This is a genomic window from Phaeocystidibacter marisrubri (genome assembly GCF_008933165.1).
Taxonomy (GTDB): domain Bacteria; phylum Bacteroidota; class Bacteroidia; order Flavobacteriales; family Schleiferiaceae; genus Phaeocystidibacter; species Phaeocystidibacter marisrubri.
On record NZ_WBVQ01000002.1, the window covers coordinates 1177442 to 1193566 of the forward strand.

The 16125-nt window shown below is 46.0% G+C and carries 20 protein-coding genes; 16 read left to right on the top strand and 4 right to left on the bottom strand.

The genetic code is table 11. The features are described 5' to 3' along the window. Positions 1–5: 5 nt before the first annotated feature. Both fabF and F8C82_RS12605 read right to left on the bottom strand, forming a co-directional pair. Positions 6–1259, bottom strand: a complete 1254-nt coding sequence (gene fabF, locus F8C82_RS12600; protein WP_151693944.1) for a beta-ketoacyl-ACP synthase II — start codon at positions 1257–1259, stop codon at positions 6–8. Between the two features lie 12 nt (positions 1260–1271). Next, positions 1272–1508: an acyl carrier protein gene (locus F8C82_RS12605; RefSeq protein WP_151693945.1), complete on the bottom strand. Its 237-nt coding sequence runs from the start codon at positions 1506–1508 to the stop codon at positions 1272–1274. A 111-nt stretch (positions 1509–1619) separates the two neighbouring features. On the opposite strand from F8C82_RS12605, the gene purN reads away from it, so the two are divergent. Beyond that, complete coding sequence (gene purN / locus F8C82_RS12610) at positions 1620–2183, top strand: phosphoribosylglycinamide formyltransferase (protein ID WP_151693946.1); 564 nt, start codon at positions 1620–1622, stop codon at positions 2181–2183. Then, a complete protein-coding gene (rnhA, locus tag F8C82_RS12615) occupies positions 2184–2657 on the top strand; it encodes a ribonuclease HI (RefSeq protein WP_151693947.1) in 474 nt (157 codons plus the stop codon). It abuts the gene before it with no gap. A gap of 3 nt (positions 2658–2660) precedes the next feature. Here the strand turns inward: rnhA and F8C82_RS12620 are convergent, their stop codons facing one another. Further along, positions 2661–3512 (bottom strand): M23 family metallopeptidase, encoded by an 852-nt coding sequence (locus F8C82_RS12620; protein WP_151693948.1) that lies wholly within the window; start codon positions 3510–3512, stop codon positions 2661–2663. 149 nt (positions 3513–3661) lie between these two features. Here F8C82_RS12620 and porW point away from each other — a divergent pair, with 149 nt between their 5' ends. The 10 genes from porW to atpG all read left to right on the top strand — a co-directional run bounded on the left by porW (position 3662) and on the right by atpG (position 12488). Continuing rightward, positions 3662–6265 carry a type IX secretion system periplasmic lipoprotein PorW/SprE gene (gene porW / locus F8C82_RS12625; protein ID WP_151693949.1) on the top strand — a complete coding sequence of 868 codons (2604 nt, stop codon included), beginning with the start codon at positions 3662–3664 and terminating at the stop codon, positions 6263–6265. Further along, positions 6262–6666, top strand: a complete 405-nt coding sequence (locus tag F8C82_RS12630) for a bactofilin family protein (RefSeq protein WP_151693950.1) — start codon at positions 6262–6264, stop codon at positions 6664–6666. Before porW ends, F8C82_RS12630 begins: the two co-directional genes overlap by 4 nt. Next, positions 6632–6856 carry an AtpZ/AtpI family protein gene (locus tag F8C82_RS12635; protein ID WP_151693951.1) on the top strand — a complete coding sequence of 75 codons (225 nt, stop codon included), beginning with the start codon at positions 6632–6634 and terminating at the stop codon, positions 6854–6856. The genes F8C82_RS12630 and F8C82_RS12635 overlap by 35 nt, the downstream gene beginning before the upstream one ends. Before the next feature lie 12 nt (positions 6857–6868). Continuing rightward, on the top strand, positions 6869–7240 hold the full coding sequence (locus F8C82_RS12640) for a DUF6168 family protein (RefSeq protein WP_151693952.1): 372 nt from the start codon (positions 6869–6871) through the stop codon (positions 7238–7240). 111 nt (positions 7241–7351) lie between these two features. Continuing rightward, the gene (atpB, locus tag F8C82_RS12645) at positions 7352–8548 is read left to right on the top strand and encodes a F0F1 ATP synthase subunit A (protein WP_151693953.1); all 1197 of its coding nucleotides are present in this window, start codon (positions 7352–7354) and stop codon (positions 8546–8548) included. A gap of 45 nt (positions 8549–8593) precedes the next feature. After that, a complete protein-coding gene (atpE, locus tag F8C82_RS12650) occupies positions 8594–8800 on the top strand; it encodes an ATP synthase F0 subunit C (RefSeq protein ID WP_151693954.1) in 207 nt (68 codons plus the stop codon). 92 nt (positions 8801–8892) lie between these two features. Then, positions 8893–9387: a F0F1 ATP synthase subunit B gene (locus F8C82_RS12655; protein ID WP_151693955.1), complete on the top strand. Its 495-nt coding sequence runs from the start codon at positions 8893–8895 to the stop codon at positions 9385–9387. Positions 9388–9397: 10 nt separating this feature from the next. Further along, on the top strand, positions 9398–9955 hold the full coding sequence (gene atpH, locus F8C82_RS12660) for an ATP synthase F1 subunit delta (RefSeq protein ID WP_151693956.1): 558 nt from the start codon (positions 9398–9400) through the stop codon (positions 9953–9955). 30 nt (positions 9956–9985) lie between these two features. After that, a complete protein-coding gene (gene atpA / locus F8C82_RS12665) occupies positions 9986–11566 on the top strand; it encodes a F0F1 ATP synthase subunit alpha (RefSeq protein WP_151693957.1) in 1581 nt (526 codons plus the stop codon). 58 nt (positions 11567–11624) lie between these two features. Beyond that, entirely contained in the window at positions 11625–12488 is an 864-nt protein-coding gene (gene atpG / locus F8C82_RS12670) for an ATP synthase F1 subunit gamma (protein ID WP_151693958.1), read from the top strand. Between the two features lie 148 nt (positions 12489–12636). Here the strand turns inward: atpG and F8C82_RS12675 are convergent, their stop codons facing one another. Then, entirely contained in the window at positions 12637–13035 is a 399-nt protein-coding gene (locus F8C82_RS12675) for a hypothetical protein (protein WP_151693959.1), read from the bottom strand. A 200-nt stretch (positions 13036–13235) separates the two neighbouring features. On the opposite strand from F8C82_RS12675, the gene F8C82_RS12680 reads away from it, so the two are divergent. The 4 genes from F8C82_RS12680 to F8C82_RS12695 are packed head-to-tail and all read left to right on the top strand — an operon-like array spanning position 13236 to position 16068. Beyond that, positions 13236–14033 carry a hypothetical protein gene (locus tag F8C82_RS12680; protein ID WP_151693960.1) on the top strand — a complete coding sequence of 266 codons (798 nt, stop codon included), beginning with the start codon at positions 13236–13238 and terminating at the stop codon, positions 14031–14033. A 3-nt stretch (positions 14034–14036) separates the two neighbouring features. Further along, positions 14037–14690, top strand: a complete 654-nt coding sequence (locus F8C82_RS12685) for a hypothetical protein (RefSeq protein WP_151693961.1) — start codon at positions 14037–14039, stop codon at positions 14688–14690. Further along, on the top strand, positions 14666–15442 hold the full coding sequence (locus F8C82_RS12690; protein WP_151693962.1) for a sensor histidine kinase: 777 nt from the start codon (positions 14666–14668) through the stop codon (positions 15440–15442). Before F8C82_RS12685 ends, F8C82_RS12690 begins: the two co-directional genes overlap by 25 nt. Then, positions 15439–16068: a response regulator transcription factor gene (locus tag F8C82_RS12695; RefSeq protein WP_151693963.1), complete on the top strand. Its 630-nt coding sequence runs from the start codon at positions 15439–15441 to the stop codon at positions 16066–16068. The genes F8C82_RS12690 and F8C82_RS12695 overlap by 4 nt, the downstream gene beginning before the upstream one ends. Positions 16069–16125 lie beyond the last annotated feature (57 nt).

The following is a 16125-nucleotide window of genomic DNA, read 5'->3' on the forward strand; positions in this document are numbered from 1 at the left end:
GCCGTTTAACCTTCGAACTTCTTAAAGATCACGGATGCATTGTGACCTCCGAAACCAAACGTATTGCTCAACGCAGCTCTAACTTCACGCTCTTGAGCCTTTCCAAAAGTGAAGTTGAGATTGTTGTCCAATTCCGGATCGTCCGTAAAGTGGTTAATGGTTGGAGGAACTACGTTGTCTCTAACCGAAAGGATAGCGGCAATGGCTTCTACTGCTCCTGCGGCACCCAGTAAGTGTCCCGTCATAGATTTGGTAGAGCTGATGTTTAGCTTGTACGCGTGTTCTGCAAATACCTCCTTAATAGCCTTGGTTTCGGCAAGATCGCCTAACGGAGTAGAAGTTCCGTGAACGTTGATGTAATCCAATTCGTCCGGGGTCATTTGAGCATCCCTCAGGGCGTATCGCATTACATTCTTCGCTCCCAAACCTTCTGGGTGTGGAGCAGTAAGGTGGTGTGCGTCTGCAGATAGACCGGCACCAGCAAATTCAGCGTAGATTGTAGCTCCGCGCTTAACTGCGTGCTCGTACTCTTCCAAAACGATTGAAGCTCCACCTTCTCCCATTACAAAGCCATCTCTGTCTTTGTCAAATGGACGTGAAGCCGTTGCTGGATCGTCATTTCGGGTTGATAGTGCGTGCATCGCATTGAATCCACCAATACCTGCTTCGGTTACTGCGGCTTCCGAACCACCGGCAACGATAACATCCGCCCATCCCATTCGGATGTAAGTGGCAGCATCAATCAATGCGTTGGTTGCTGAAGCACAGGCAGAAACAGTGGTGAAGTTGGGGCCGCGGTAATTGTACTTCATCGAAATGTGACCACCTGTAATGTCGGCAATCATTTTTGGAATGAAGAACGGATTGAATCGCGGGGTACCGTCGCCTTTAGCATATCCGATAGATTCCTGAAGGAAGGTGTCTAAACCTCCAATACCAGAACCCCAGATAACGCCAATTCTGTCTTTGTCGAGTGGGCTCTCCTCAAGTCGGGCGTCGGCAATCGCCTCATCGGCAACTACCAGCCCAAAATGAGAAAATCGATCCATCTTCCGCGCTTCTTTGCGGTCGATGTAATCTTTCACATCGAAATTTTTCACCTCACAGGCGAAGCGAGTTTTGAATTTTTCGGTGTCAAACAAGGTAATAGGAGCCGCTCCTGGCGTTCCTGCAACCAAGTTTTTCCAAAAATCATTTGCCGTATTTCCGATTGGTGTCATTGCACCAATCCCTGTTACAACTACTCGTTTCAACTCCATGAGAAGTGAGAATTACGATTTAGCTTCTTCGATGTAAGCGACAGCTTGACCTACTGTTGCGATGTTTTCAGCCTGATCATCAGGGATTTGAATATCGAATTCTTTTTCGAATTCCATAATCAATTCTACGGTGTCAAGTGAATCCGCACCGAGATCGTTGGTGAATGAAGCTTCAATTGTTACTTCGTTCTCGTCGACGCCCAACTTGTCTACGATGATTGCTTTAACTCTTGCTGCAATGTCTGACATGGTTGTGAGAGTTTAGGATTTATTCAGCCTGCAAAGAAAGGATAAAATCCCCATTACGCCAATATGACGACGGGCAAAGCTATCTTTGGGGCAGATTTTACTTCGGTTGATATGAGTCGTAATATAGTCATTTTCGCCTCTGGTTCAGGCTCCAACGCTGAACAGATTGTGAATTATTTTCGAGAAAAAGAAAGTGTAAAGATTGTGGCATTCTTTACAAATAATGCCTCAGCAGGGGTGATTGAAAGGGGTCGCCGACTCGGAATTCCGACCGTTGTGTTCGGACCAGAAGCCCAAAAGTCGGGTGCGGTACTCCAAATGATGGTGGATTTGAAGACCGATTTGATCGTTTTGGCCGGATATCTCAAACTGATCCCATCAGAGTGGGTAAGTGCCTACCCCAACAAAATCGTCAATATACACCCCGCTCTTCTTCCTAAGCACGGAGGCAAAGGCATGTATGGAATGAATGTTCACCGTGCGGTGGTGGAGAATGGCGATACGGAGTCTGGCATCACAATTCATTTTGTGAACGATAAATACGACGAAGGTCAGGTGATTTTCCAAGCCTCAACGGCTGTGGAGTCCTTTGACACTCCTGAAGATGTTCAGCGCAAGGTGCAGGTTCTAGAGCACAAGCACTTTCCCGCAGAAATTGAAAAGTTGCTGTCGTAAATGGGGGAAATTCAGATTTACACAGATGGATCTTCTCGTGGAAACCCTGGCCCAGGTGGCTTTGGAACCATCTTGGTTGGAGGAAAACGTCAGAAAGAGATTTCGGGAGGTTTTAGAAGAACCACAAATAACCGAATGGAACTCCTCGCCGTTATTGTTGGCTTAGAGGCATTGAAACTTCCCAACTTGAAGGTTCTCGTGGTTTCAGATTCTAAGTATGTAGTGGATGCAGTGGAGAAAGGCTGGATTGTTAATTGGCAAAAAAGAGGATATGCCAAAGTGAAGAACCCAGATCTTTGGAAGCGTTTCATGCAAGTCTATGCCAAGCATCAAGTGCGATTTCAATGGGTAAAAGGCCACAACAACCACCCTATGAACGAGCGTTGTGATAAACTGGCTTATGCTGCCGCATCGAGCAACCCAACCGCCATTGATCACGGCTTTGAGGCCATGGAGAGAAGCGGACTTCTCTAATTGTTAGAAGGAAATATAGTTCTGAGGATCTACGGGAATCCCATTGTGCCACAGCTCAAAGTGAAGGTGTGGACCCGTAGACTGTTCTCCGCTGTTTCCAATAATCGCCAAAGCTTCTCCCGATTGAATGAGATCGCCCTGTACTTTTAACAATGCCGAGTTGTGCTTGTAGACAGAAATGAGGTTTTCGGTGTGCTGAACGATGATTACGTGCCCGGTTTCTACCGTCCAATCAGCAAAGAGAACCACCCCGTCTAAACAGGCTTTGATGGGGGTATTCCTTGGAGCCACCACATCTACTGCTAAGTGATTAATCTCTGGGTTAAAAGTTCCACTCACCAGTCCTTTTACTGGGGCAAAGAAGGTAAAGGTGTTGATGTCCTGCAGTGCAGTGTTCAAGTTGAACCGATCTTCTTCATCAGCAAAAGCGCGCAAAGCGGAATCGGCGGGGGTAATGTCTTCACTCAAGCTAGCCTCACTCACCACCACGTTGGTGTCAGCCAAAGGGGTTTCAAGTGTATCTCCACTTAGAATTCTGCGAATATTATCTAGGTATTGCTGTTGAATGTGAATCTTTTGCTCCAAGCTATCGGTGGTCAGGGCTAAATAATCTGCCTGACGTTTAAGCGAAGTGCTGGCGTAACCGGGAATGTATTCGCGAAGCGGAGTGTAAGCAATGAGAATAGCCGTGAGTGAAATCAACAGCACGATGGACAATCCCGTGAGCAAGAAAACGTTTAATCGACTTAGTTTTAGCGATATCTTTTCTTCAAAGGTATCGTCATTTAATATCACTAAGCGATATTTGTTCCGGAGCTTCTCGATCCTCGCTTTTTTCTTTTCGCTCTTATCCATTCGGATGTTTCAGTGGGATTATTGAAAAGCAAATATCGGAATCACAACGGAAGGCCAAGGGTGAATATGTGCAAGAAAGGACAATTCACTCAGGATAAATAAAATATTTTTGCCGTTTTGATGTTCATCACACCGTGAAAGGTCACCATATGCGCATATATAAAGTGTCATTCGTTGTTCTCATTGCCGGGCTGGTTTTCAGCTCTTGCAGTAGGACGAAGGACAACTTCTTTAGTAGAACGTACCACCAAATGACGTCGAAGTTCAACCCATTGTTCAATGGGGAGCAGGCGTATCTTCAAGGATATACGACGTTAAAAACAGGTCACGTTAACAACTACGATGACATCATTGAGCTGTACCCATTCGGCAGTGCAGAGCAGGCGCAATCTGTCGTTCCTCAAATGGACCGAGCTATTGAGAAGGCCGTAAAAGTGATTCGTGAACACAGCATGAACATTGGCGGCAAACAGAAGAACCCCTACGTGATTGATGCCTATTTGCTGATGGCAAAGGCCTACTTCATGAAGCAGGATTACTTCAAGGGGCTGGAGGCTTTCAATTATATCATGCAGAAATTTCCAGAGTCGGAGCAGGCAATTGAAGCTCGACTTTGGGCAGGTCGCGCAAATACGCGTATTGAAAGTGAATACGGTGCTCGCAAAGAATTTGAAGAACTCTATAGAGATAGAGATGTAAGCGATCGATTGAAGCCTCACGTATATGCTTCTTTTGCCGAGCTCGAAATCAAATACAACAATTACGAGGAGGCCATCAACCTTTTAAATGAAGCACTTGATGCGGATCCCGATCGAGAAGATAGAGTGCGTTGGAGATATGCACTCGGACAATTGTACGAGCGCATGAAGTTCCGCCAGGAGGCGAGTGATGCGTTTGAGAAAGTGGTGAGAGACCACCCCGCAGACTACGAGTTTTATTTGAATGCTCAGTTGATGCGCGCGCTGAATTACGACGTGGACTTAGGCAATGTAATGGCGGTTTATGACGACTTGGAAGACATGGCCAAAGATGACAAGAACACGGAGTATCGCGACCGTATTTACTACATCATGGCACTCTTGGCTTTGGAAGATCAAGACTACATGAAGGCGGAAGAAAGTTTGAAGAAATCCGTTCGATTGAGTGAGGGGAACAACGAACAACGCGGACTGTCGTATGCGAAGTTGGCTGAAATTAATTTTGATTTTAGAGCCTATGTTCCCGCACAAGCTTATTACGATACTGCATTTTCAACTTTGCCAAGAACCCACAGCCTTTTTCCAAAGGTGGAGCGATTCCGTTCTAGTTTAAGTGATTTGGTGAATCAAATCAATACCATTGAAACGAATGATAGTCTCATTCGCTTAGCCGGTATGTCCATCACACAGCAACGCGCCATTTTTGAAGAGTATATCGCAAACTTGAAGGAACGCGAAGAAGCGGCCGCTGAGCGCGAGCGGAATTTGGCATTGAACCGTGCATTGGCTCAGGAATCGGCGGCTATGGGAACAGGTCCAACTGCGGGCTTGGGAACTGGGACGTGGTATTTTTACAATGAAACCACGCGTTCATCGGGTGTTGGGGAGTTCACCAGCTTCTGGGGAAGAAGAGAGTTGACCGATAATTGGCGTCAAGCGGCGAAAGCCAGTTCGGCCATACAAGTAGCTTCCAACGAGGGCGAAGGTGAGGAGTCAGAAGGCAATCCAGATGATGAAGTGAAATCGGGAACACCTACGGGAGAGCAGAAATACAATATTGATGCATACCTGGCTCAGGTTCCAAAATCGGAGGAGTCCATTGAAGCGCTGCATTTAGAGAATCAAGATGCTTACATCCGTTTAGCAAGCATCTATCAGCAAGAAATTGAAGATGAACAAGAGGCGGTAAATACTTTCCGAAAACTTCTTGAGCGCTATCCAGAAACCAAGCATGCTCCAATGGCGATGTATGCTTTGTACTTGATTCACAAGGGCAGAGGAGAGATGGATAAAGCGGATGGTTATGCCTCTCAATTGAGAAACAAATACCCAAATAGCGAGTTCACAGCTCAATTGGAGGGCAAACTCACCGAGCGCGACGCGCTTACGGTGGAGGCGAGTGAAGCATATAAGGGCACCTACGAAACCTATGTGGAACGCAATTACAGAAAGGCGAAACAACTTGCGACGGACGGGTTGGCAAAATATGCTCAAACAACCATAGGCCCTAAGTTTGGTTTGCTCTTGGCACTCACCACAGCCCAAACCGATGGACAGGAGGCTTATGCCAACGAACTGAGAAAGGTCGTTGCATCGTTTAGTGGAACTGTAGAAGCAGAGCGGGCTCAGGAGCTTTTGATGTTTGTCGATGAATCTTCGCAACCGGTAGGCAATGTGCCCGATTCCCCCTACAAGGTAGATCCGAAGACTCCGCATAAAGTCATTATCGTGTTCCCGAATAGTGGGGTTGATGTCAATGCGCTTCGAAATAAAGTGAGTGATTTCAATCGCGATTTCAACCGACTACAAAACCTTCAAACCCAAACCATGTTCCTCGATCGAGAGCGCCAGATCCTTGTAGTGAGTGGCTTCAAAGAGTTGTCGGAAGCACATCAATACGCGCAGAACATTGTTGGGAATCCACAGATAAAGACCGTGTACTCTTCAGAGATTATGCGGATATTTGCGATTGGTGACGCGAACTATCAAACGTTCTATAGGTTAAAGGACGTAGATGAGTACATGACGTTTTACGAGCAAATCACGACAAGATGATCACTTCAGCAAAGAAAAATCCAGAACAAGCCCAAGCGAGTAACCGAATTCTTCTCGGTACCGAGATTGAAGGTGATCTCAAGTCAAACGGCGATTTCCGCATCGACGGGGTTGTGAAGGGCAACATCAATATTGCCGGGAAACTCGTTATTGGCGAAAAGGGAAAAGTAGAAGGAGAGGTTGTTTGCGCCAATGCGAACATTTCTGGACTTCTCAAGGGAAAGGTTCACGTGAAGGAACTTCTCCACCTTGAAAAAACCGCCGTTGTTAAAGGCGATGTGATCACCGCGAAATTGGCCGTTGAGCCCGGAGCAGAACTATCTGGAACCTGTAGTATGGGTTCGGTGGTTCGTGAAATGAAGAAGGATGCCGGATCAGAAGCCACCAAAGAAACAGCTTAACCCATATGCTCGGCTAACGGGCGTAGGCATTCAGATGGGTGTAACCATAGGGCTTGGCGCTTATGGAGGCATTAAGCTGGATGAACTATGGGGAATTGAACCCACCCTAACCATCATCTTAAGTCTTACCGGTGTTTTTGCCAGTTTGTACCTCGTTTACCGCGAGGTGAAAGACATAAACGACGACTAACCTCCCCTCATCATGGTAAAGAAGGCTGTCCTTTACACCACTATTTTTACGGCAGTACTCGCCGGACTTCACGCTTGGGTTATTCAATCCACAGGAGTTGAATGGAAGTTCATCTACACCCATTTATTATTGTGGGTTCTTTCTGTAGGGCTCTATCTCTTCCTCGGTTTCATTCTGAAAAGTGACATCTCAAAAGCGGGTTTTGCGTTTATCGCTGGAACCAGCATCCAGATGTTTTCCTTTATCATCTTCATGCTTCCGACCTTACTTTCTGCCGAAGGCAATGAGGTATCGGTAGCCCTCCACTTCATGATTCCCTTCCTTATCTACTTGGGTATAGAGGCCTTCTGGGCCATGCGCATCTTCGGTGAAGAAAAAAAGTAGTTATCAACAGAGAAAAAATCACTGTTCATAACCTTCGTTTCTAACTTTTATCTCTACATTTGCACCGATTTTTGAGCGGCCTCATAACACACTTTAGAGAGCACCCAAGACATGCAACAAAAGTCTGTTTTACTGACACTTACACTCGCGTTACTTGGATTTAGTAGCGCAGTTTACGCGAACGGCCACGAGTCGTCTATTCACGAAGACACCACTCATCAAGCAGAGGCAATGCATGAAGAGCACGCAGACGCGGCTTCTCATGACCACACTTCTGCCCACGCTGAGGAGGAAAAGTTCAACGTGAACGAAATGATTATGCACCACATCAAGGACAACCACTCTTGGCACATCCTTGACTATGAAGGTGACAATGGAGAGATGCACGCTGTGAGCGTACCGCTTCCTATTATCTTGTGGACAAACGACGGCTTGGTGACTTTCATGTCAAGTAAATTTCACCACGATGAAACGGGTCATCACGTTGCTGAGGTAAACGGTCAACGATTCGTGAATGTTCACGACAAAATCTACTACGCATCTGAAGTGCAAAACACTCACGGAGGCTGGTATGATCTCGACGAGGAAGGTCATCCTATCAATGAGATGCCACTCGACTTCTCTATTACAAAGAACGTATTCTCCCTCTTGTTGGCAGCTGTATTGTTGTTGTTGATTTTCTTCTCAACAGCTCGCTTTTACAAGAAAAATGGGGCTTCAGCTCCAAAGGGCTTAGCGTCTTTTATGGAGCCTCTAATTGTATTCGTACGTGACGATATCGCCAAGGATAATATTGGTGGTAAGCACTACGAGCGCTTTGTTCCATTCTTGTTGACTTTGTTCTTCTTTATATGGTTGAACAACTTGTTGGGACTCGTTCCATTCTTCCCAGGCGGTGCTAACCTTACGGGTAACATTGCGGTTACTATGGTATTGGCACTCTTCACTTTCTTTGTTGTGAATTTCAACGGTAAGAAAGACTACTGGCTTCACATCTTCTGGATGCCGGGTGTACCTGTGTTCGTTCGCCCTATTCTCGCGGTGGTTGAATTCGTGGGAATCTTCACCAAGCCATTTGCATTGATGCTTCGTTTGTTTGCGAACATCACTGCGGGTCACATCCTCGTATTGAGTTTGATTGGCTTGATCTTCATCTTGCAATCTGCAGCCGTTTCTGCCTTGTCTATTCCATTGACTCTATTTATTAGTACGTTGGAATTGTTGGTGGCAGCGCTACAAGCATACATTTTTGCCATGTTGACTGCCTTGTTCATTGGAGCAGCGGTAGAAGAACATGACCATCATTAAGAATTTTCGTTGTTTATTCATTTATAATTTCTAATTACCATGGGTATGACAGGTACATTAGCAGCAATTGGAGCAGGTCTAGCCGTAATCGGTGTAGGTCTTGGTATTGGTCGTATTGGCGGTTCAGCAATGGACGCTATGGCACGTCAACCAGAAGCTTCTGGTAAAATCCAAACTGCTATGATTATCGCAGCCGCACTTATCGAGGGTGCTGGTCTTTTCGGTATCGTAGTAGGTCTCTTGGGTCTCTAAGAGAAAGTGATTTAAAATCAAGGTCACGTAGCGGTTGGCTGCGGACCTTGATTTCTCAAAACAACGATAGAACGTATTAAATATCTGTTTCGATGGATTTAGTAACTCCAGGCCTCGGCCTCATTGTTTGGACAACTATTGTATTCCTCATCTTGGTTTTCCTTCTTGCAAAGTTTGCATGGAAGCCTATCCTTGGTGCGGTTAAAACTCGTGAAGCTGCCATTGAGGATGCTTTGAAAAGTGCTCAACGTGCTCGCGAGGACCTCAAGAACCTTCAAGCAGACAACGAAAAGATTTTGAAAGAAGCTCGTGAGGAGCGCGATCAAATCTTAAAAGAAGGTCGCCAGATGCGCGACAAAATGGTAGCAGACGCTAAAGGTCTTGCATCTGAAGAAGCAGATCGCATGATTGCAGCGGCTAAAGAGCAGATCCACCATGAGAAGATGGCTGCAGTTACCGAGTTGAAGAATCAAGTAGCAGCTCTATCTATTGAGATGGCTGAGAAGATTCTTCGTGCTGAATTGAAAGACCAAAAAGCTCAAACTGAAATGGTAGAGCGTTTGGTTGACGATGTAAAATTGAACTAATAAACGCCTGATGACTAACGCAAGAGCAGCCGGTCGTTATGCCAAAGCCCTTTTGGATCTAGCCGTAGAGCGCAATGAGCTCGAGGTGGTTCAATCGGACTTGAATACGGTTTTGGCGTCTATTCAGGAGAGCAGAGAGTTCAGAGGTCTTTTGGCGAGTCCGGTTATCAAGCCGCACCAAAAGAAGGCCGTATTGAAGGCCGTATTCGGGTCTGTTCTTTCTGCGAATACAAATCTATTCTTGGAACTTTTAGTAGATCACGGTAGAGAAGGTATCACCAAGCAGGTGATTGAAAGCTTCCACGCGATGTACCTCAAGGTAAAGGGAATTACTCATGCGAAAATCACTACCTCTGTAGTGCTTTCACCAGAAATGAGAGCGAGATTCGAAGCAATGGTTACGCAAATGACCGGTATGCGAGTGGAGCTCGAAGAAAAAGTTGATGAGAACCTTATCGGAGGATTTATCCTGCGTGTAAATGATCAACAGATCGACACTAGTGTAACTGGACAGTTGCACAAATTGAAACAACAATACAAAGATAATCTGTACGTGGCGGACTTCTAATCCGCGCAGAACCCTTTAAGTAAGTCAATCATGGCAGAAGTAAAGCCCGCTGAAATTTCAGCAATCCTGCGCCAGCAACTATCAGGATTTAGTTCCGAAACCGAAATGCAAGAAGTGGGGACAGTCCTCACGGTAGGTGACGGTATCGCCCGTGCATTTGGTCTACAAAACGCCCAAGCCGGTGAACTCGTTGAGTTCGTAAACGGTCTTCAGGGTATCGTCCTCAACTTGGAGGAAGATAACGTAGGTATCGTATTGCTTGGCGGCTCAGAAGGAATCAAAGAAGGTTCAACGGTAAAGCGAACTGGTAAAATTGCCTCTATCAATGTTGGTGAAGGTATGCTCGGTCGCGTTGTTGATACTTTGGGTAACCCCATTGACGGTAAAGGTCCAATCGAAGGAGATCTTTATCAGATGCCTCTAGAGCGTAAGGCTCCAGGTGTTATCTACCGTCAGCCAGTAACAGAACCACTTCAAACGGGTATCAAGTCTATTGACGCGATGATTCCAGTGGGACGTGGACAACGTGAGTTGATCATTGGTGACCGTCAGACAGGTAAGACTACCGTGGCGATTGATACCATCATCAACCAAAAAGAATTCTACGACAAAGGTGAGCCTGTTTACTGTATCTACGTTGCTGTAGGTCAGAAGGGTTCTACTGTAGCCGGTATCGCTAAAACTCTTGAAGAGAAAGGCGCAATGGCTTATACTACGATCGTTGCATCAAATGCATCTGATCCAGCTCCAATGCAGTTCTACGCTCCATTTGCTGGTGCTGCTATCGGTGAGTTCTTCCGCGATACGGGTCGCCCTGCATTGATCATCTATGATGACCTTTCTAAGCAGGCAGTAGCTTACCGTGAGGTATCTCTACTTCTTCGTCGTCCTCCAGGACGTGAGGCTTACCCAGGTGACGTATTCTATCTTCACAGCCGCCTTCTTGAGCGCGCTGCGAAAGTGATTGCGGATGATACCATCGCATCTCAAATGAACGACTTGCCAGAATCTCTTCGCCCATTGGTGAAAGGTGGCGGTTCATTGACTGCACTTCCAATCATCGAAACACAGGCAGGTGACGTTTCTGCTTACATCCCGACCAACGTAATTTCCATTACTGACGGTCAGATCTTCTTGGAGTCTGACTTGTTTAACTCTGGTGTTCGTCCGGCGATTAACGTTGGTATCTCTGTATCACGTGTAGGTGGTAACGCGCAAATCAAGCCGATGAAGAAGGTATCTGGTACCTTGAAGCTTGACCAAGCGCAGTTCCGTGAATTGGAAGCGTTCGCGAAGTTCGGTTCTGACCTCGACGCAGCTACCATGTCTGTGATTAACAAGGGTCGCCGTAACGTAGAAATCTTGAAGCAAGCGGTAAATTCTCCGCTTTCCGTAGAGAAGCAAGTGGCGATCATTTACTTGGGTACAAAGGCTTTGTTGAACAAGGTTCCAGTAGATCGCATTCGTGAATTCGAAGTTGCTTTCTTGGAATTCATGGAAAGCAAGCACAAGGATGTACTCGATGCAATCGCTTCAGGTAAGTGGGGCGACGATCAATCTAAAGTGATTGAGTCGGCTGCTCGTGAGGTACTTCCAAACTACGAAGGTTAATAATTAGATGAGTTCCCGGCGGGCGTAAGCATGGTCGGGAACCACAATACTCAGTTCCATGGCGAACCTGAAAGAACTCCGCAATAGAATTGTCTCCATCGGCTCTACGATGCAGATCACTTCAGCTATGAAGATGGTTTCTGCAGCGAAGTTGAAGAAGGCACAGGACAGCATTACTCAAATGCGTCCTTATGCGAACAAATTGAAGGAAATCCTATCTAACGTGAGCGCTACGCTCGATGCGTCCGAAAATGCTTTTGCAGAAGATCGCGACGTAAAGAATGTGCTACTCATCGTTGTGAACTCTAACCGTGGATTGTGTGGTGCTTTTAACTCAAGCATCGTGAAGCTATCTAAGAAGATGGTTGCTGAATACGAAGGGCAGAACGTTAAGGTACATGTTAAGGCTATCGGTAAGAAAGCTTGGGACGCGTACCGCAAGACGGACAACATCCATTCAGAAAACAACGACATCTGGAACGATCTTCACTTTGAAGGAGCTGCGGCTATTGCAGAAGAGGCCATGAACGGCTTCCTTGACGGTACTTTTGACCGCGTGGAAGTGGTGTACAACCACTTTAAGAATGCGGCTGTACAAGAGGCAACACGAGAGCTTTTCCTTCCAGTTGTTCCTACGGTATCAGAGAACGGTTCTACAGGTGGAGATTACATCTACGAACCGAGCAAAGAAGAGATCCTAGAAGATCTTATTCCTACTTCATTGAAGATTCAAATCTTTAAGGCGTTGTTGGATAGCAATGCTTCTGAGCACGGTGCACGTATGACGGCCATGCACAAGGCAACAGATAACGCAAACGATTTGAAGAACCAACTCACGTTGGATTACAATAAAGCACGTCAGGCAGCCATTACCAATGAAATCCTTGAGATTGTGGGTGGTGCCGAAGCGCTAAACGGTTGATAACGATACGTTCGTTTCGAACTAACCCCGACACTGCGAAAGCAGGTCGGGGTTTTTTGTTTGAAACCTGAAGCTGGATTTTAGACGCCAGGTCTCAGCCACCAGCCTCAGGTTAGGAGTTTGAATTGCGAAGCCTAAGGCTTGCGGATTACTTCAAACTCACCATCATGCTTTGCATTCCCGTGTTATCATCTACATAAGGATCGCCCAATGGAATGATCATAGCAGGAGTAGGGTTTTTGCTGTACTTGTAGTCCTTTCCGTCTAAGTTTACGGCAAGGTCAGCTGCTCCTCCCCAGTTAATACCAATCATGGATAGATTGACTTTTTCTTCTGGAATAGTAACAGAGTACGTTCCAGAAAGAGGTTGATTGACTCCATCCAGATTAACCGTGCCACTGAACTGTTTGGCATAATCAAGATCTAGGGTTACGTCTACAGAGTTTCCGTTGCCACTTTGAATGTTGGCAACGAGGTAACTTTTTTCCCAAGTGGTAGCCACTAGAATAAGTTGATTGTCACACGCGGTAATTTTTACTGTGCTCATGATGAATAGATTTAAGGTGATGTAGCGGTGTACTACGATTAATAAGTACGGCTAAGTTCATGAGTTAAAAAGAGAAATACATCAGTAGAAATACGGAGAATGAGCCAGCATCCAGTCGATAGTAGCCTAATTCCGTATTTCTACGGAGGCAAAGCAAGCTTCTTATGCAGTACCTTCATTTCTCCTAAAAACCACTACTTATGAAAGCTCAATTATTTGCCATCATGGGAATGCTTTCCCTGACTTCTTGTACGCCAAAAGAACCGGAAACAACGGTTTTAGAGGACGGCAAGGGTGTGATCCCCACGTATTGTACAACTGGAGATCATACAGTGAGTCGTGATGTCTACGAATTCTGGTTGAAGACCTTCCGATCTTTTAATGCGGAGGACGTTGATGGAGGTCCAAAGCTCGATGCTGTGATCGATAGTCTTACCGTAACAAGGGAGTCTTTGCTGAAGTTGCGTGAGGAATGTGAGGATTGTCCTAGCGTACGAGTGTACTTTGCTGCTGAGAAAGTGGGCGAAGATCAATACTCTCAAAATCTCTTGCTTGTCAACGTCAACGATTACTGTAACGATACCGCTTTTGTCGATACTGGGATTCTTCGCGTTACCCCGACGGAGGCATCTCTGATTTCCTCAGATGAAGCTACAGAGCTTTATCAGAACTGGGGGACTTACCTCGAAGCAAAGCAAGATGTAATGCCGTCCTTGTTTGGTGCCCGAGCATATACATTCTCTTGGAGCGTGTTTGACGAAGCATTTTCCGAAGAAAACGGCAAAATGGACATCCACTATGCCATGCACTCATTAATGCCAGCAGACACGCTAGATTACGGTTATAACCTTTTGAAACAAGGCGAAGGAGACGGTTGGATGGTGTTCAACTTGGTTGTGTCCTCTAATAATACCTATTCTGCCAGTTCGGAGGCGATGGACTTTGCGGCACCATGTCCAAAGTACTGTGGTAAGAAGAGTTTCCACACTCCGGAATAAGGCATGTCGGATTTACCTGTTTTCATATTGATCAGTAGCGCATTCGTGCTCGTTCCTGTCATTATATCTCATCTCTCTGTAGGTAAGCGGGAACCTGTTTTTTTAAAGCGACTGCGGATATTATTGTGGGTGATGGTTGCTATAGAGGGAACCACACTTGTGCTCCGCGAAATGGGGGTTCAGAATAACATGCCGCTGTATCACTTCTATGTATTGATCGAGTTTGCACTTACTGCTTGGATGTTCGAAGCCTCTATTCCTCGCATTCTGACCAAGAGAACATTTTACGTTCTCTTGGCCGGGATGGCATTGATCGCTGTATTCACACATCTAAAGTCTGCGTCCATTTATGATTTTCCAAGTGTAATGCGAAGTGTGGAAAGCCTCCTGTTGATGGGGCTGTCCATTCGCTTCTTTTGGGTGATGATGCACAGCGATGAAGAGCGTAACTTGTTAGGCCTTCCAGAGTTTTGGGCCAGTGTAGGATTGTTAATTTACTTTTCATCCAACCTGATGCTCTTCTTTTATGGCAACTACATGGCTTCGCAGTCAGCAGAAGTTTTCGATGCGCTTTGGCATCTGCATGCCGGACTCAACATACTGCTGTATCTTGTGTACACCATTGCATTTATATGTCTGAATCCGATCAAGAAATAGTAACCCTGTTCGTCAGCGCCTCCATGCTCATTCTGATGATGGTGGCCTTGGTGATTGTTTTTGTCCTGAGTTACCAGCGAAGAGTTTGGCGACAAAAATCAGCGATGCAAGCCTTAGAAGCTGAGCATCAGTTGAATTTGCTTTCCTCTGCTCACAAGGCTATTGAAGCCACTAGAAAACGCATTGCAGGGAATCTACACGATGAGCTTGGAGCCAACATAAGTGCGGCCAAGCTTCAACTGCAAAATGCAAAATCAGACGAGGCCTCACTTGAAAAAGCCAACGAGATTTTGGACGAGAGTTTAAGGGGGCTGCGCAGAATTGTAAATGACCTCCTGCCACCTACCTTAGAAAGATTTGGATTGAAGTCGGCCATTTCGGAGTTGTGTGCGCAAGCCACAACGTCAGAGTTGTCCGTCGATTTGGAATGGCTAGGAGAAGAAGTAGACTTGGATGATTCCATTCAGCTTCCCGTATTTCGAATTGCACAGGAACTACTCAATAACTCCCTGAAGCACGCTCAGGCAAGTGTCATTTTGTTTACTGTTTCCACAGATGAAACTCACCTGAGTTTGTCGTATGAAGAAAACGGGGTTGGATTTAATGTTGACCATATGGTTCGCAATATAGGGCTCGATAACATGCATAGTCGGGCTGCCATGCTTCATGGCTCTTTCCAGTTTAAAAGTGCCATCAACGAGGGCTTTAAAGCGATAGTAGAGATTCCACTTCCACAAAAGGAAATCCAATGAGTATTCAAATTGCCATAGCAGATGATCACGAGTTGTTTCGAAGTGGCATTCGAAATATGCTCGGCAATCACGGTGATTTTAAGGTTGTAGTTGAAGCTTCTTCTGGAGTAGACTTATTAGAAAAGCTGGGGTATGAACGGGTGGATATCTTACTCTTAGATGTGGATATGCCCGAAATGAACGGCACTGAAGCCTTGCAGCAGATCAGAGCAAAGTATCCTGATACGAAGGTTCTCATGCTTACCATGTACAATCACGACGAACACATGCTCTATTACCTCAAGAATGGGGCTTCTGCCTATCTGCTTAAAGATATGAGCGTAGAGGAGATGTGTACGGCTATACGGGCGGTGTTCTATTCAGGTCAATATCTCACCAACAAGGCTGCTCGAGTGCTCCTCGATGAAGAAATCAAGTCGCCGGACGCACCCATCGCACTAAGCGCACGAGAGCAACAGGTATTAAGGTTGATCTGTATGGAGAAAACCACCTCGGAAATTGCCGAAGAACTCTTTCTCAGTCCGCGAACCGTTGAGACCTATCGAAAACAACTTTTGGAAAAAACCAATTCGAAGAATATTGCTGGGTTGGTGAGGTACGCATTGGAGAGAAAGGGTTTGATATAGGAAATTAGACCCCGACCATCGGTCACCAGTCCTCACTCCTCTATCACTAGCCACCAG

What these genes read in the sequence shown, in the direction of transcription:
- F8C82_RS12680 (WP_151693960.1), top strand. Translation starts at nt 13,236, where the DNA reads ATGAAAGCTCAATTATTTGCCATCATGGGAATGCTTTCCCTGACTTCT.
- atpH (WP_151693956.1), top strand. Translation starts at nt 9,398, where the DNA reads ATGACTAACGCAAGAGCAGCCGGTCGTTATGCCAAAGCCCTTTTGGAT.
- F8C82_RS12675 (WP_151693959.1), bottom strand. Translation starts at nt 13,035, where the DNA reads ATGAGCACAGTAAAAATTACCGCGTGTGACAATCAACTTATTCTAGTG.
- F8C82_RS12620 (WP_151693948.1), bottom strand. Translation starts at nt 3,512, where the DNA reads ATGGATAAGAGCGAAAAGAAAAAAGCGAGGATCGAGAAGCTCCGGAAC.
- F8C82_RS12640 (WP_151693952.1), top strand. Translation starts at nt 6,869, where the DNA reads ATGGTAAAGAAGGCTGTCCTTTACACCACTATTTTTACGGCAGTACTC.
- F8C82_RS12635 (WP_151693951.1), top strand. Translation starts at nt 6,632, where the DNA reads ATGCCGGATCAGAAGCCACCAAAGAAACAGCTTAACCCATATGCTCGG.
- F8C82_RS12690 (WP_151693962.1), top strand. Translation starts at nt 14,666, where the DNA reads ATGTCTGAATCCGATCAAGAAATAGTAACCCTGTTCGTCAGCGCCTCC.
- atpE (WP_151693954.1), top strand. Translation starts at nt 8,594, where the DNA reads ATGACAGGTACATTAGCAGCAATTGGAGCAGGTCTAGCCGTAATCGGT.
- purN (WP_151693946.1), top strand. Translation starts at nt 1,620, where the DNA reads ATGAGTCGTAATATAGTCATTTTCGCCTCTGGTTCAGGCTCCAACGCT.
- rnhA (WP_151693947.1), top strand. Translation starts at nt 2,184, where the DNA reads ATGGGGGAAATTCAGATTTACACAGATGGATCTTCTCGTGGAAACCCT.
- atpA (WP_151693957.1), top strand. Translation starts at nt 9,986, where the DNA reads ATGGCAGAAGTAAAGCCCGCTGAAATTTCAGCAATCCTGCGCCAGCAA.
- porW (WP_151693949.1), top strand. Translation starts at nt 3,662, where the DNA reads ATGCGCATATATAAAGTGTCATTCGTTGTTCTCATTGCCGGGCTGGTT.
- atpG (WP_151693958.1), top strand. Translation starts at nt 11,625, where the DNA reads ATGGCGAACCTGAAAGAACTCCGCAATAGAATTGTCTCCATCGGCTCT.
- F8C82_RS12630 (WP_151693950.1), top strand. Translation starts at nt 6,262, where the DNA reads ATGATCACTTCAGCAAAGAAAAATCCAGAACAAGCCCAAGCGAGTAAC.
- atpB (WP_151693953.1), top strand. Translation starts at nt 7,352, where the DNA reads ATGCAACAAAAGTCTGTTTTACTGACACTTACACTCGCGTTACTTGGA.
- F8C82_RS12695 (WP_151693963.1), top strand. Translation starts at nt 15,439, where the DNA reads ATGAGTATTCAAATTGCCATAGCAGATGATCACGAGTTGTTTCGAAGT.
- F8C82_RS12605 (WP_151693945.1), bottom strand. Translation starts at nt 1,508, where the DNA reads ATGTCAGACATTGCAGCAAGAGTTAAAGCAATCATCGTAGACAAGTTG.
- F8C82_RS12655 (WP_151693955.1), top strand. Translation starts at nt 8,893, where the DNA reads ATGGATTTAGTAACTCCAGGCCTCGGCCTCATTGTTTGGACAACTATT.
- fabF (WP_151693944.1), bottom strand. Translation starts at nt 1,259, where the DNA reads ATGGAGTTGAAACGAGTAGTTGTAACAGGGATTGGTGCAATGACACCA.
- F8C82_RS12685 (WP_151693961.1), top strand. Translation starts at nt 14,037, where the DNA reads ATGTCGGATTTACCTGTTTTCATATTGATCAGTAGCGCATTCGTGCTC.